At 55.7% G+C, this 12,315-nt stretch carries 10 protein-coding genes; 4 read left to right on the top strand and 6 right to left on the bottom strand.

Annotated features, from left to right (window positions below; translation table 11 throughout):
- Position 1: 1 nt before the first annotated feature.
- The 5 genes from ORG26_RS08035 to ORG26_RS08015 are packed head-to-tail and all read right to left on the bottom strand — an operon-like array spanning position 2 to position 3,656.
- The gene (locus ORG26_RS08035; RefSeq protein ID WP_266368297.1) at positions 2-1,552 is read right to left on the bottom strand and encodes a polyamine aminopropyltransferase; all 1,551 of its coding nucleotides are present in this window, start codon (positions 1,550-1,552) and stop codon (positions 2-4) included.
- Positions 1,545-1,760 carry a DUF350 domain-containing protein gene (locus tag ORG26_RS08030; protein ID WP_266368296.1) on the bottom strand — a complete coding sequence of 72 codons (216 nt, stop codon included), beginning with the start codon at positions 1,758-1,760 and terminating at the stop codon, positions 1,545-1,547. The genes ORG26_RS08035 and ORG26_RS08030 overlap by 8 nt, the downstream gene beginning before the upstream one ends.
- A 60-nt stretch (positions 1,761-1,820) precedes the next feature.
- Positions 1,821-2,009 (bottom strand): hypothetical protein, encoded by a 189-nt coding sequence (locus ORG26_RS08025; RefSeq protein ID WP_266368295.1) that lies wholly within the window; start codon positions 2,007-2,009, stop codon positions 1,821-1,823.
- A 3-nt stretch (positions 2,010-2,012) separates the two neighbouring features.
- A complete protein-coding gene (locus ORG26_RS08020) occupies positions 2,013-3,299 on the bottom strand; it encodes a DUF4178 domain-containing protein (protein WP_266368294.1) in 1,287 nt (428 codons plus the stop codon).
- Between the two features lie 3 nt (positions 3,300-3,302).
- On the bottom strand, positions 3,303-3,656 hold the full coding sequence (locus ORG26_RS08015; RefSeq protein ID WP_266368292.1) for an S-adenosylmethionine decarboxylase family protein: 354 nt from the start codon (positions 3,654-3,656) through the stop codon (positions 3,303-3,305).
- Between the two features lie 469 nt (positions 3,657-4,125).
- Between ORG26_RS08015 and ORG26_RS08010 the strand changes: the two genes are divergently transcribed.
- Both ORG26_RS08010 and ORG26_RS08005 read left to right on the top strand, forming a co-directional pair.
- Positions 4,126-7,359: a SusC/RagA family TonB-linked outer membrane protein gene (locus ORG26_RS08010; protein WP_266368290.1), complete on the top strand. Its 3,234-nt coding sequence runs from the start codon at positions 4,126-4,128 to the stop codon at positions 7,357-7,359.
- 25 nt (positions 7,360-7,384) lie between these two features.
- Entirely contained in the window at positions 7,385-8,947 is a 1,563-nt protein-coding gene (locus ORG26_RS08005) for a RagB/SusD family nutrient uptake outer membrane protein (protein WP_266368288.1), read from the top strand.
- 59 nt (positions 8,948-9,006) lie between these two features.
- Here ORG26_RS08005 and ORG26_RS08000 read toward each other — a convergent pair whose 3' ends face one another.
- A complete protein-coding gene (locus tag ORG26_RS08000; RefSeq protein ID WP_266368286.1) occupies positions 9,007-10,188 on the bottom strand; it encodes an endonuclease/exonuclease/phosphatase family protein in 1,182 nt (393 codons plus the stop codon).
- 190 nt (positions 10,189-10,378) lie between these two features.
- Between ORG26_RS08000 and ORG26_RS07995 the strand changes: the two genes are divergently transcribed.
- Together ORG26_RS07995 and nusA are read left to right on the top strand one after the other, a co-directional pair.
- Positions 10,379-10,903, top strand: a complete 525-nt coding sequence (locus tag ORG26_RS07995; protein WP_266368284.1) for a ribosome maturation factor RimP — start codon at positions 10,379-10,381, stop codon at positions 10,901-10,903.
- Positions 10,904-10,990: 87 nt separating this feature from the next.
- Positions 10,991-12,235 carry a transcription termination factor NusA gene (nusA, locus tag ORG26_RS07990; protein WP_266368282.1) on the top strand — a complete coding sequence of 415 codons (1,245 nt, stop codon included), beginning with the start codon at positions 10,991-10,993 and terminating at the stop codon, positions 12,233-12,235.
- Positions 12,236-12,315 lie beyond the last annotated feature (80 nt).

The raw sequence follows: 12,315 nt of genomic DNA, 5'->3' as shown, positions 1-12,315 counted from the left end.
GTTAGCGTGCATACGGAGCCCAGTCTTCTTCAAAATAACGAACCAGCGCCTGGTTGTTCAGCCGGTTGGTGTCGGTCGGCACCTCGGCCATATCGGGCGGAAAATGCAGCATCTGGCGGATGATTTGCGGCGTGACAAACCGCAGTCCGGCGGGCAGAGCACCGTCCCCGCGCCAGTGGCCGTTGCGTCCGGCCAGCACGAAGCCCCACTCGCCGAACGACGGCACGTAGACGTGGTACGGAAGGGTATGAAACCCGGCCGCGGCCAGTGTGTGCCGGATGCACCAGAACGCATTTCGAGCCACGTACGGCGAGGTCGCCTGTACGACAATCCGCCCGTCAGGAGCCAGTAGCTTATCCAGTTCGCCGTAGAAAGCCGTGCTGTAGAGCTTCCCAATCGAAAAATTGGACGGGTCGGGGAAGTCGATGACGATCAGGTCGTACCGGGTGGAATCCTGCCGCACGAAGCCAAACGCGTCTGCATTGATGACATGCACTTTCGGGGATTGCAGGGAGCCGCCGTTCAGCCGGGTCAGCATCGGGTTGGTCCGGAAAAGGTCCGTCATGCCGGGGTCCAGGTCCACCAGCGTCACGGACCGGATGTGCGGATAGCGGAGGATTTCGCGGACGGCCAGCCCGTCGCCGCCGCCGAGCACCAGCACCCGCCGGGCGTGGGGCAGAGCCTGCAGCGCCGGATGCACCAGCGCCTCGTGGTAGCGGTATTCGTCGGCCGAACTGAACTGAAGGTTTCCGTTCAGAAACAGGCGGAATTCGCGCGGGTTGCGGGTCAGGACAATTCGCTGGTAGGCCGTAGTTTTGCTGTAAATGACGTTGTCCTGCAAAGCCAGACTTTCGGTAAAGGTCATCAGCCGGTCGGAGCCGGCAAAACCCGCCGCCAGCAGCAGCAGACTCAGGCCGATGGTCCACAGAAACGGGCGGCGGAAAGGGCGTGTTTCGGGAAAAGGATACAGTAGAAAGGCCGCCACCCCGATGTTGAGCATGCCGAAAAAAAGCGAGGTCCGGACGAGGCCGAGATAAGGCACCAGCACCAGCGGGAAGATGAGCGAAGCCAGCAGCGCCCCGATGTAGTCGAAGGTGAAAACCCGCGAAACGAGGTCCCGAAACGACAACTGGTTTTCCAGAATCCGCATCAGCAGCGGAATTTCGAGGCCCACCAGCACACCCGTCAGACTCACCAGGGCGTACAGCATGAGCCGGAACGAAGCGGCGTATTCGAACAGCAGAAACAGCAGCGGCGCGCTGAGTCCGCCGACCAGCCCGACCAGAATTTCGATCCGGATAAACCAGCGCAGCAGATTACCGTCGAGGTAGCGCGACAGCCAGGAGCCGATGCCCATCGAAAAAAGATAGACCCCGATGATGGTCGAAAACTGCGTCACCGAATCGCCCAGCAGATACGACGCCAGCGTTCCGGCGATCAGTTCGTAAATCAGGCCGCAGGTGGCAATCACAAATACCGACAGCAGCAGGAGCATCTGACGGGAGTTCACTCGCCTCGTCTCCGCCGCCTTCGGCTCTTTTTCGTTAACCATGAATCGCGGAACTGATAATCAGTGCCAGCGACAGCATGAAGCCCGCCGCCAGAATCGCCAGCGCCACGTTCTGCTTGTCCACGATCTCTTTCCAGAGATTTTCCGGCGCAATTTTTTCGATAATCACAAAGCAGACCACCAGCACAACAACCCCCAGCAGGGAGTAAACGACGGAGGCAATCAGGTACTTGGCTTCGAGGTATTCCATGTTCGTTTGACGGTTAAGTGTCGCCAGCCGGGTTTCGGAACGGCCCGGCGACGGAGGACATTATTTATGATAAAACCGGGACGTACGGCCACCCGAACGGTGCGAGCCGCCCTGTCCGTTGACGTTTTCCGTGCGCTCTTCGTCGTTGCCTATCAGCCGGACGCCGTTCAGCCCCGCCCAGAGAAAGCCCACAAAAAGCAGGAGGATGAAAGCGATGTAAAAGCGAATCGTGCGGAACGGTCTGAGCATCGGTTACTGGTTTTCGGGGCCGTAATCACTGTTGGCCCACCGTTTCTGTTCGATGTGTTTGGTATGAAAAAACTGATACACGGGGTAAATCAGCAGCAGCAGGGCAAACAGAAGAAAATTGGACAGCAGCGACGGATTCTGCACCACCTTTACCTCCAGTTTCACGGTTTTGCCAGGGTCGGTGGTCGGGTACAGATTCAGGTGGTAACGTCCCGACGGAATGCGCGACAGAACAGCCTCGTCCTGCCGGCTGCCTTCCGACCAGCTTTCGCCGTCTTCGTAGCCCGAATAATATTCCAGAACCTTCGTCAGGTTGTAGGATTTGCCGGTTTGTTCGTTGATGAGCGACAGGGGCAGTTCGACCCAATTGTTGTCCAGCAGGGCTTCCAGCCCGATCTCGATAGCTGCCGGGCCGTCGACCGCAAAGGAACCCGTTACAAACGGCTGAAACCGGAAAGACGCCGAATCCAGGCCGACAACGAGGGATGAACGGACGAGCGTTCGTTCGGGTTTGAGTCCAATCAGAATAACCTGCCCGACCAGAAGCAGCCCCGCCATCACCATCGTAAAAAGCTGCAGGGGCTTCCAGACCTCATCCTGGCCCGAAGGTTGCAGCGCGCCAACGCCGTACCGGGCGGGCAGGTCCGCAATGCCGAAAGCCTGCTCGATGTCGCGGCGGCTTTTGTGCACGGAGCGATACCAGGTCTCTTCCTGCCGGACTTTTTCGCGGACCAGCCCGTGCGGCGGCGCGATGTACTCCGAAACCCTCATTTTGTCGTCCAGCAGAATGTTCCAGTCGAATTCGCCCACGGCGTGCAGGGTCTGGGGCGTATAGCGGTTGTAAAGCTCGTAGCGCCGGTCGTCGGCGTCCACGTACCCGACTTTGGGGTTGATGCGCACCTCGCTGAAGGTCGTTTCGGCGGGTGTAATCAGGGTCCAGTGGCCTTCAAACTCGGCCAGCTGCCAGTAAACACCGGGGCTGAGCAGCAGCATGTACTCGCTCCATTCCTCGCTGTACTGCGCTTCTTTCCGGCGGATGTGCCCGACTACCCGAACCGGCTGCCCCTCCAGCGTGCCGGTCGTGCCGATGGGCAGCAGCAGGGGCGTGGCCGGAGCCGAAAAGGTCAGGATGGGGTTTGGCGGGCCTTCGTTTTCGTATTCAAAAAAAGCATGGCAGGCCGGGCAGGCGTAAAACGAACTGCCCGTTACGTCGTAATACGGCACGGAGGCGTGACATTTCGGGCAGTCCAGCTGCGCCGGGGCCTGGACAGACGACGGACTTCCGGGCATGAATTAGCGCGAAATGGAGGCGCGGTTCTTCACTTTAGCCTCGAAAAACTGGATGGTTTCCTCAAAAATGACCCGCGTCCGTTCGGCGTTGTCGCGTTTGAAATTGGACAGAAAAATGTCAAACGTAGCCATGCCGAACTCCGGCCAGGTATGGATGGAAATATGCGATTCGGAAAGGGCGATGACGGCCGTAAAGCCGCCGTTGGGAAAGGCGTGGTAGACCTCGCCTACTTTCTGGAGCTGCTGGGCCGGAATCAGGCGGTCGAAATGGGCGCGGCAGCCTTCCAGATCGTTTAATTTTTGGCCTGAGGCACTAAAGGATGAGAGCAGGTGGGTCCCCGGTTTATAACCGTTCATCGTTTCTGATGGATAAGGTGGTTTGGCCAAAACTACTATTTTTTTGTATACACCTGTCGGCCGCTGAAAACGCTTTACTGATCGGTTGACGGTGCCCCGGCCGCCAGGGCAAAGCGGACCGAAAAGGAGCGCCAACGATGAGCGGAAATGCTTTGCTAGGGTTTACCCCAGGAAAATTTTTTAAAAAAATTGCAAAAGTGTATAAGTAACTAAGACTCAGCTTTACATTCTCTCAATTAAACAACTATAGTTATCTGATTATTAATGATTTATAAGAATTAAATTTCAATGATTTATATAAGTATTTATACTTATTAAGATTTTGCAACTGAACGACGGTTTCGGCCCGATTCCGGCCTTTTTGGTAAAATAATACAGTAGAATCCACCAATAGTTAATTTTCTCGGATAGGCTTGCTGCCGATTAGATCCTCAATCTACCTAGACTAGCCGCGATGGTGGCTGTTTTTATGAAACATTCTCTACCTCCTTCGGCCGGGCCTGGCCGTGTCCGGGGCCTGTTGCTTACGCCTATCTTACTGGCCTGTCTTATTCAACCTACACAGGCTTTCTCTGCCATCGATCCCCCGCTTTTCCGCTCCGCTTTGACGGGCGAAACGCAGCCGGCCATCAGAACTATCACCGGTCGGGTGGCGGATGAAAAGAACGAACCTCTGCCGGGCGTCAGTGTCGTGGTCAAAGGGACCACCCGCGGTTCGGTTACGGACGCGACCGGTCGTTACCGGCTTGACGTGCCCGATGAAGGCGCTACGCTCGTGTTCTCGTTTGTCGGCTACCTCACCAAAGAAGTGGCGGTCGGCACGCAGAGCAGCATTGATATTTCCATGGAAGCCGACAATAAGCAGTTGACGGAAGTGGTCGTGATCGGTTACGGTACCGCCCGCAAGTCGGACCTGACCGGCTCGGTAGCCAGCGTGAAGGCGGACCAGATCATGGAACGCCCGGCGCCGTCGCTCAACCAGGCACTGGCGGGCCGCATGCCGGGGGTACAGGTCAATACCAACTCGGGTCGTCCGGGTGGCCGTACCACGGTGCGTATCCGGGGTTTCAGCTCCATCAACTCGTCCAACAACCCGCTTTACGTAGTGGATGGGGTACTCTTGCCGCAGGGTAACCAAAACCAGTTCAGCTCGGCGATTGACTACATCAACCCCAACGACATCGTGTCCATTGAGGTTTTGAAAGATGCATCGTCAACGGCTATTTACGGAGCACGGGGTGCCAACGGGGTTATTCTCGTAACGACCAAAAAAGGTAAGGCCGGCGAGGGTACGGTAACGTACAATGCCGACTTCAGCGTAAACACCATCGGCCCCAACCGTCCGCGGGTGCTCAACGCCCGCGAATATCTGGCTACGGAAGAACTGGCGTACAAAAACATCGCCAAGTATGACCCCAAAGGCTGGGCGGCTGGTCAGTACACCTACCTTGACCCCATTGCCCGCCGGAAAACCTTCAGTGCCAACTTCCCCGGCGTGTTCGATGCTAACCTGAACCCGCTGCACGATACCGACTGGTTTAAGGAATCGACCCAGAACAAACTGTCGCAGAACCACCAGTTGAACTTCAGCGGCGGTAGTGATCGCACCCAGTATTCGCTGTCACTGGGTTATCGCGACGATCAGGGTCTGATCAAGACGTCGTACCTGAAGCGTTACTCGGGTCGTTTCACCATTGACGATCAGGTGAAAAAATGGCTCAAAATCGGTGGTACGTTGAGCTACAACACCCAGTCGGAGAACCTGGTCGACATCAATGACGCCGTAGCCCGGCAGATTGTAGAAGACTTCCCGTTCCTGCCGGTGAAGTACGCCAACGGTCAGTACGCCAACAACCGCGACTACCCCAGCGCCGAAGGAACGATGAGTTCTGTACACCGTCTGATGGGTCGCCGGTATATCCTGAACACGCAGACCCTGCTGGGTAGCCTGTACGCCAACATCAATCTGGCTAAAGGTCTGGAGTTCAAGACCATCGTGGGTACCAACATCGTAACCCAGGAGAACAACGAATCGCAGACGCGGACGCTGAACATTGGTGGCAACGGTAACGCCCGGACGTACAACCAGAAAGAAACGTTCTGGTCGCTGGAAAACCTGTTGACCTATAACCGTCAGATTGGCACCGACCACTCGATCCAGGGCTTGTTAGGGGTTTCATGGCAGGAGAATGATTTCTTCTCGATGAATGCTCAGGTTAACAACTTTGCGACAGACTACTTCGGCTTCAACAACCTGGGAGCGGGTGCCACTAACCCACAAGTTGGTTCAAACGCATCGCGGTTTGCCTTTAACTCGTACTTCGGTCGGGCCAACTATGGCTATAAAGACAAGTACCTCGTTACGGTAACAGGCCGGGCTGACGGATCGTCACGATTCGGGGATAACCACAAGTTTGCCTTCTTCCCATCAGCGGCTTTGGCATGGCGGGTATCCGAAGAGGATTTCCTGAAATCCAACTCGCTCATCTCGAACCTGAAACTGCGGGCCAGCTACGGTCTGACGGGTAACTCCGAAATTCCGACCTACCAGTCACTGGCAACGCTAAGCTCTACCTACGCAGCCGTTTACAACGATACGCGGGTGAGCGGAACGGGTATCAACCGTCTGGCTAACCCCGACCTGCGTTGGGAAAAAACGGCTCAGTCGGACATCGGTCTCGAAGTTAGCCTGTTCCAGGGCCGTGTTAATCTGGAAGCAGATTACTACTACCGCAAGACCACCGACATGCTCCTCGATGCGCCCGTACCGCAGTCAAGCGGCTATGCTACCATCCGCCGGAACGTCGGTTCAATGGAAAACAAAGGGTTTGAGTTTGGTGTGAACACGGTGAACGTCAACCGCAACGGTTTCTCGTGGAATACGTCGTTCAACCTGTCGCTCAACCGCAACAAGGTGTTGACCCTGGCAACGCCGGCTGACATCTTCAACGTAGGTGGTCCGAACTTCACCAACCCGACCAACATCATCCGGGTGGGCGAGCCGGTTGGTTCGTTCTGGGGCCTGACCCGTCTGGGTGTGTGGAGCGAAGCCGAGCGCGAAGAAGCGGCCAAGTTTACCAGCTACCGCAACAACCTGACGATTCTGCCGGGCGACATCAAGTACCTCGACGTGAACGGTGACAAGGTAATCAACGACGCTGACCGCAGCATTATCGGTAACGGTAGCCCGAAAGGCTGGGGTGCCCTGACCAACAACCTGCGTTTTGGCAACTTCGACGCCACGCTCGAACTTCAGTTCATGTACGGCAACGATGTGATGCTGATGAACCTGCACCCCAGCGAAGACCGTCAGGCACTGGCTAACAGCTACACCTCGGTCCTGAACGCCTGGACACCGCAGAACCAGAATACGATGATTGCCGAAATCCGGGAAACGCGTGCTGGTTACGTAACCAACGTAGATACCCAGTGGATCAAAGACGGATCCTTCCTGCGGGGCCGCAACATTCTGTTGGGTTACACGCTGCCCTCGCAGCTGGCGAGCCGCCTGAAAGTAAACCGTCTGCGCTTCTACGGTACGGTTCAGAACTTCTTCCTGTTGGTTGATGATCCCATCGTTGGTGATCCTGAAGTGACGCCGACCAACCAGGGTGGTGGTAACAGTGCCTTCTCGCAGGGTATGATCTGGCACAATTATCCGAAGCCAACAACCTACATGCTCGGCCTGCAGGTTGGTTTCTAAATCTTATTAAAATCTTGAAGCTATTATGCGATCCAACATTGCAAAAACTATAACCAAGGCGTTGCTGTGCGGAACCGTTCTGCTCGGTCCCGTTGGTTGTTCGGACTTCCTGGACGAACAGCCGCCCTCGAACCTGCAGCCTAACGATTTCTTTACCATTCCTGACCATGCCGAAGCAGGACTGGCCGCCGTTTACGCCGACACCCGTTTCTTCGGCGGTGGGGCCGGTATCTTCTCGTCGAACTGGCAGTTGCTCGAAGCCATGACGGGAACATCGACCACCGAAACGGCGCAGAACTCGGACCTCAATAACCTGTATAGCCTCTCGCACGATGGCAATACGGCGCATATTGTGAACTACTGGAACGGCCTGTATCGGGTTATTGCCAACGCCAACCTCGTACTCGACCGCGTGCCGGCAATCACGCCGATGCCCGAAGCGCAGAAAACCAAAATTCTGGGTGAAGCTCGCTTCCTGCGGGCATGGGCTTACTTCACAGCGGTACGTTTGTGGGGCGATATTCCTCTGATCACGAAGCCCCAAACGGCTACGTCGGAGGACTTCCTGCCCCCGCGCACGCCGCAGGAACAGGTGTACAACCTGATCGTGGAAGACCTGAAAGCGGCAGAAGCGGCCGGTCTGCCGTGGATGGATGCAAGCGGACGCGTAAACCTGGCGGCGGTGAAAACCCAGCTGGCCAAGGTGTACCTGACCATGGCGGGCTTCCCCCTGAGCAAAGGTGCCTCGCACTACAAGCTGGCAGCCGACAAGGCACTGGAGGTAATCACCTACGCCAACGCCAACCCCGCTTCGATCAACCTCTTCCCGACCTACGAGGACGTACACCGCGAAAGCCTGAAAAACCGGACGGAGCACCTGTTCCAGCTTCAGTACAACGCCGTGGTAGCGGGTAACCCGATGGATAACTTCTACGGAAACTTTAAACCCATCAACTTCAACGGCCCTACGGGTACGGGTAGCTCGATTCCGACGCTGTCGTTCTATAACTCGTACGAACCCGGCGACCTCCGGGCGAAGGACCAGGATGGATACTTCTACACGACCTACTTCACCAACGGAACCGGAGCCCGGTTTGAGTTGGGCCGTCCGTACGTGTTCAAGCACTTCAACCGGACTTCAAACGGAACGCAGGGTGTTGCCGGAACGCGTAACAACAACCTCAACGTGCCGCAGATCCGCTATGCCGAAACGCTGCTGATTTTTGCCGAAGCGCAAAATGAAGTCGGCGGCCCGACGGCCGAAGCGGTTCAGGCCCTGAAGCGCATTCGCGACCGGGCACAACTGACGACCCCTGCCCTCGGCACCTTTACGCAGAACAGCTTCCGTGAGGCCGTTTGGCGTGAGCGCTGGTACGAGTTCTGCTACGAGCAGATCACCTGGTTCGACATGGTTCGCCTGCGGAAAGTGTTCAACGAAACCACCAAAGGGTTTGACAACTTTGTGGGTCACGTCAACCTGAGCACCAACAAGGCGCTGGAGGCCAAGCACCTGCTGCTGCCCCTGCCCCGTCCGGAAATGCTCAACAACCCGAATCTGAAAACCCAGAATCCGGGCTATCCGAATTAAGTCTGAAAAAGGGTTAGGAATCGAACTCCGGCGGGTGTAAACCGGCCGGAGTTTTTGTTTTACGGGCGGCTCGACAATGACCCGGTCTGGCGGCTCCCGGAATCGCCTTCGTTCTTCACCGCATAGGCACCGATGATGGGGTAGTGGTCGGAGAAGTTATATTCTTTCAGCGTGGCAAACGAAAGGGCGTTCAGACTCCGGGAATCGTAGAACTGGTTGTCGATACGAATAAAGCCGGGCGGCTTGTGGTACGAAAAATCAACGCCCCAGCCCGCCGATTCGAAGGCATTGCTGAGCTGCCGCCGCAGCCGGCCGTACACCACGCTGTAGGGCGTATCGTTGAAATCGCCGCAGACAATGACCGGATGCGGGCTCCGGCCGATGTGTTCCTCCAGAATCCGCACCTGATCCCGGCGCAGCGTAAATCCTTCCCGCAGACTCCGGATAATGCCCCGCGCTTCCTTTTTGGCCGTAGAGGCGCCCTCCGCCTCGGTGATGCGCTTGACCCGGATGCCCATCGATTCGAGGTGGACGCTGAAAACCCGCACGGTGTCGGTCCGGGTCTTTACGTCGGCCCAGACAAACCCGTTGAAGCCGTTGTGCTTTGGATCGAAGCTGAGGCTTCCCCGGTCCAGAATCGGGAGACGGGAGAAAAGCGCGCAGCCGACAAATTTTTCGCCGTAGGGCGTGTTTTTCTGCTCCAGAAACGAATAGTAGCGGTAACCGGCCCGTTCGAGCTTCCGCGTGACGCTGAAGAGCACGGACTCGCTCTGGTTGTAATACTCCTGAAAGCACTTCACATCCGAGGTATCGTTCACAATCCATTCGATCATCGGGCGGGCCTGGTCCGGGTGCTGCGTCATGTTGACGTCGTATTTGTTGAACCCCGATACATTGTAGCTCATCACGCGCAGCACCGGCTGGGCGGCCGGCGGGTTTTCGGGCTGGTGAAAGGCAAAGGTGCGGGGCCAGAAAGGCAAACCGGCGACCATCGTGACCAGCGAGAGCAGACTGCGGTAGGGCCGCCGGACCAGCAGCCAGAAAAAGATGCAGAGCACGTTAAGCGCCCAGGCCACCGGCAGCGACATCATCATAATTCCCGCCACCCAGTGTTCGGTCTGGAGCGAATAACAGAGGTAGTAAACCAGCAGGGTGTATAGAAAAAGGAGCAGATTCAATGACCATAAAATGGAACCCAGAAACCGCGTCAGCAAATTCAGGAGTCGAAAAACGATATTCATAGGTTGTATTCATTACCGGAATGCCGGCCATGTCAGGCGGCCGGCGGGTGGATAAGTCCGGAAAAAATAACGGAATGCGGCTCCGGCCCCGGGCCTGGCAGACGCTAAAAAAAACTTGCGGGGCGGCCAACCCGGTTGTAAAACAACGAAAAAGCGTCTATATTTGCACGACTTACCAACAATTCGTTGCTTGGAAAAGGGGGAAGTTCGTTCCCCTTTTTTGTTACTATACGGTATGGAAGTTAAAGAAAAAGTCACTGAGTTACTTCAGCCATATCTGAACGAAGATCAGTATTTTATCGTTGATATACAGGTATCTCCCTCCCGTAACCGCTCAAAAATTGCCATTTTGCTGGATAGTGATACCGGTATCTCCATCGAGGAATGCGCTGCGATCAGTCGTAAACTGGGTAACCAGCTGGAAGAAATAGACCTGTTCAACGGGGCCGCTTTTATTCTCGAAGTGTCCTCGCCGGGCATCGGCGAACCGCTGACGCTCAACCGGCAGTACCGGAAGAACATCGGGCGGGAAGTCGCCGTGATGCTCCACGGTGGCGAAATTCGCAAAGGTGTACTGGAAGATGTCAATGAAGAGCGGATCGTCATCAGCGAAACGCCCGCCCGCAAGCCGAAGAAAAACGACCCGCCCGCCGGCCCCGTCGAAATACCGTTTGCGGACATTAAAAAAACCACGATACAAGTATCATTTAAATAGTCAATTAAGTTGTGAGTCGTAAGTCGTAGGTCTTCAGGAGCAAAACGGCTTACGACTTATGACTTACGACTTGAAGACTGAAAAGTTATGGACAGCGGAGTATTGATAGAGTCGTTTTCCGACTTTGCCCGTTCGAAAAATATTGACCGGCCCACGATGATCAAGATTCTGGAAGATGTCTTCCGGACGATGATTCGCAAGAAATTTGGAACGGACGAAAACTTCGATGTGATCATCAACGCCGAAAGCGGAGACCTCGAAATGTGGCGCACCCGCGAGATCGTCGATGATAACTCGGAGGACATCTGGGATTTTGACAAAATTCCCCTGGCCGAAGCCCGGCGAATCCAGCCGGACTTTGAAGTGGGCGAACAGGTGGCCGAACTGGTGAAGCTGGAAGACTTCGGGCGGCGGATCGTGCAGACGGCCCGCCAGACGCTGATTCAGAAAATTAAGGACCTGGAGAAGGAGCTTCTGTACGAAAAATACAAGAATCAGGTTGGCGACCTGATTAACGCGGAAGTTTATCAGATTCTCAAGAGTGAAGTGATCCTGCATGATCAGGAGGAAAACGAGTTAAGTCTGCCGAAAACCGAACAGATATCAAAAGACCGTTACCGCAAGGGCGAAACCATTAAGGCGGTGATTCACCGCGTAGAGATGAACAACGGCACGCCGAAGATCGTCCTCTCGCGCACCTCACCGGTTTTCCTGGAACGCCTGTTTGAAAACGAGATTCCCGAAATTTATGACGGGCTGATCTCAATCCGTAAAATTGTCCGTGAGCCGGGCGAACGCGCAAAAGTGGCCGTAGAGTCGTACGACGACCGGATCGACCCCGTAGGCGCGTGCGTCGGGATGAAGGGTTCCCGCATTCACAGCATTGTGCGCGAACTGAACAACGAGAACATCGACGTCATTAACTACACCGAAAACCTCGAACTGCTGATCTCGCGGGCCCTGAGCCCGGCCAAGATCAGCTCGATGCAGATCGACCGCGACGCCAAGCGCGTTTCGGTGTTCCTCAAGCCGGACCAGGTTTCCCTGGCCATCGGTAAAGGCGGCCAGAATATCAAACTGGCCGGGCGGTTAGTCGGGATGGAAATCGACGTCTTCCGCGATGTGGAAGGTCAGGAGGACGATGAAGACATCGATCTGTCAGAATTCAATGACGAGATCGAAGACTGGATGATTGACGAACTCCGCAAGGTGGGTCTCGATACGGCCAAGAGTGTGCTGGCTCGTTCGAAGGAAGAACTCGTCCGGATGACCGATCTGGAAGAGGACACAATCGAGGAGATACTGGCGGTTCTGCGTCAGGAATTTGAATGATGAGGTTGAATTAGAATGCTGTGAAGCAATTCAGCATTAACCAAAAAAGCAATTGATTACTCTAATCCATTAATATGGCA

Source organism: Tellurirhabdus rosea (genome assembly GCF_026278345.1).
Taxonomy (GTDB): domain Bacteria; phylum Bacteroidota; class Bacteroidia; order Cytophagales; family Spirosomataceae; genus Tellurirhabdus; species Tellurirhabdus rosea.
The sequence above is the reverse complement of the archived record's forward strand: the minus strand, read 5'-3'. Positions and strand labels throughout refer to the sequence as shown.

Coding starts and splice junctions, on each gene's coding strand:
- ORG26_RS08000 (WP_266368286.1), bottom strand. CDS start 10,188: ATGAATATCGTTTTTCGACTCCTGAATTTGCTGACGCGGTTTCTGGGT.
- ORG26_RS08015 (WP_266368292.1), bottom strand. CDS start 3,656: ATGAACGGTTATAAACCGGGGACCCACCTGCTCTCATCCTTTAGTGCC.
- ORG26_RS08025 (WP_266368295.1), bottom strand. CDS start 2,009: ATGCTCAGACCGTTCCGCACGATTCGCTTTTACATCGCTTTCATCCTC.
- ORG26_RS08020 (WP_266368294.1), bottom strand. CDS start 3,299: ATGCCCGGAAGTCCGTCGTCTGTCCAGGCCCCGGCGCAGCTGGACTGC.
- ORG26_RS08005 (WP_266368288.1), top strand. CDS start 7,385: ATGCGATCCAACATTGCAAAAACTATAACCAAGGCGTTGCTGTGCGGA.
- ORG26_RS08030 (WP_266368296.1), bottom strand. CDS start 1,760: ATGGAATACCTCGAAGCCAAGTACCTGATTGCCTCCGTCGTTTACTCC.
- ORG26_RS08010 (WP_266368290.1), top strand. CDS start 4,126: ATGAAACATTCTCTACCTCCTTCGGCCGGGCCTGGCCGTGTCCGGGGC.
- nusA (WP_266368282.1), top strand. CDS start 10,991: ATGGACAGCGGAGTATTGATAGAGTCGTTTTCCGACTTTGCCCGTTCG.
- ORG26_RS08035 (WP_266368297.1), bottom strand. CDS start 1,552: ATGGTTAACGAAAAAGAGCCGAAGGCGGCGGAGACGAGGCGAGTGAAC.